Source organism: Stenotrophomonas sp. 05L413 (assembly GCF_056397945.1).
Map to the genome: position 1 here is coordinate 1 of NZ_JBFTOL010000016.1, position 619 is coordinate 619.

Consider the following 619-nt stretch of genomic DNA (forward strand, 5'->3'; position numbering starts at 1 on the left):
TCTTCGGGGAGCGCATGCGGCCGTGGGCTGTGGCGGGGGCGCTGCTGTGTCTGGTGGGGGTGTCTTTCGTGCTGGTGCGCGGGGAGTTGGGGCGGCTGGCGCAGCTCGACTTCGTGCCCGGCGACCTGTACATGCTTGCGGCGACCATCGCCTGGAGCGCCTATACCTGGCTGCTGCGCAAGCATCGCCCGGACCTGCCGCTGCCGGTGCTGCTGTTCGCGCAGATCGTCACCGGCGTGGTGGCCAGCGTGCCCGTCACGGCGTGGGAATTGATGACGCTGTCGACGCCCATCCCCTGGAACGGCAAGGTGATGGGCATCCTGCTTTATGTGTCGACGATTCCCTCGCTGCTGGCCTACTTCGCCTGGGACCGCGCCATCGCACGGGCCGGCGCGCAGTTGCCGGTGTTCTTCATCACGCTGACGCCGGTGTTCGCCGCCCTGCTCTCCACGCTGCTGCTCGGCGAGTCGCCCCACTGGTATCACGGCGTGGGGCTGCTCACCATCGCCGCAGGCATCGGGCTGGCGCAGCGGCGCTGAATGACGCTGAAGGGTGCTGGCTAGCGCCCCAGCCGTTGATGGAAGGCCATCAGCGGCGTGGCCGTCAGGCCGTGCAGGAC

At 68.8% G+C, this 619-nt stretch carries 1 protein-coding gene; it reads left to right on the top strand.

Annotation, left to right across the window (positions count from 1 at the left end):
- On the top strand, window positions 1-539 hold a 539-nt coding region (locus AC1DIQ_RS18945), incomplete at its 5' end, for a DMT family transporter (protein WP_478050599.1).
- Between the last annotated feature and the right edge of the window lie 80 nt (window positions 540-619).